Below are 564 nucleotides of genomic sequence, written 5' to 3'. Positions count from 1 at the left end.
AGCACCCCGTTGTCGATGAGGATTTGGCGGGCGCGACGGAACCGAACCAGCGTCCACTCACCGTCCGGCATGGTCAGGCGCATGTCATTGGCGACGATGAGGTTTTGCCGATGGTCGCTGCGCCGCTTGAGCACCATGAACAGCATGAGGGCGTCGGCCCCAAGGGGAAGCACCCGGTCGATGGCATCATGGCTGAGCTGTAGATAGCGGCCGGTCCCGACAAAATACTGGCCTTCGCCAATCTTGCGCTGCGTCCAGTCCAACACGCTTGCGGCGATGGCGCGCACTTCGCTGTCAGTGAAGGGGTGCCCCCCGGTCCGGTCGAAGGTTTCGTTGGCATAGGTGAACCCCACGTCCACCAGGGCCTCGAGGTCGTCAACATAGCGGGCCTGTCCGCGCAGGTATTCCATCAGGGCCTTGTTGCGACCCCCGGCCTTTACCAGCTCGCGCCGCACCGCGTCTTGCACGGCGCCGTCGATGTTGTCGGCGCGTGCGAAGGGTAGGCGCTCGAGGTCGGCCAGCGTGCCCCGAATAAAGCGATAGGCGCCCTTGCTGCCCATTGAC

Annotated in this window: 1 protein-coding gene; it reads right to left on the bottom strand. The window is 64.4% G+C overall.

Annotated elements, in window-relative coordinates; translation table 11 throughout:
• Positions 1-564: primase C-terminal domain-containing protein (locus CK240_RS17855; protein WP_167650116.1), on the bottom strand; the 564-nt coding region annotated here is incomplete at both ends.

Source organism: Paracoccus salipaludis (assembly GCF_002287065.1).
Classification (GTDB): Bacteria; Pseudomonadota; Alphaproteobacteria; order Rhodobacterales; family Rhodobacteraceae; genus Paracoccus; species Paracoccus salipaludis.
The sequence above is the reverse complement of the archived record's forward strand: the minus strand, read 5'-3'. Positions and strand labels throughout refer to the sequence as shown.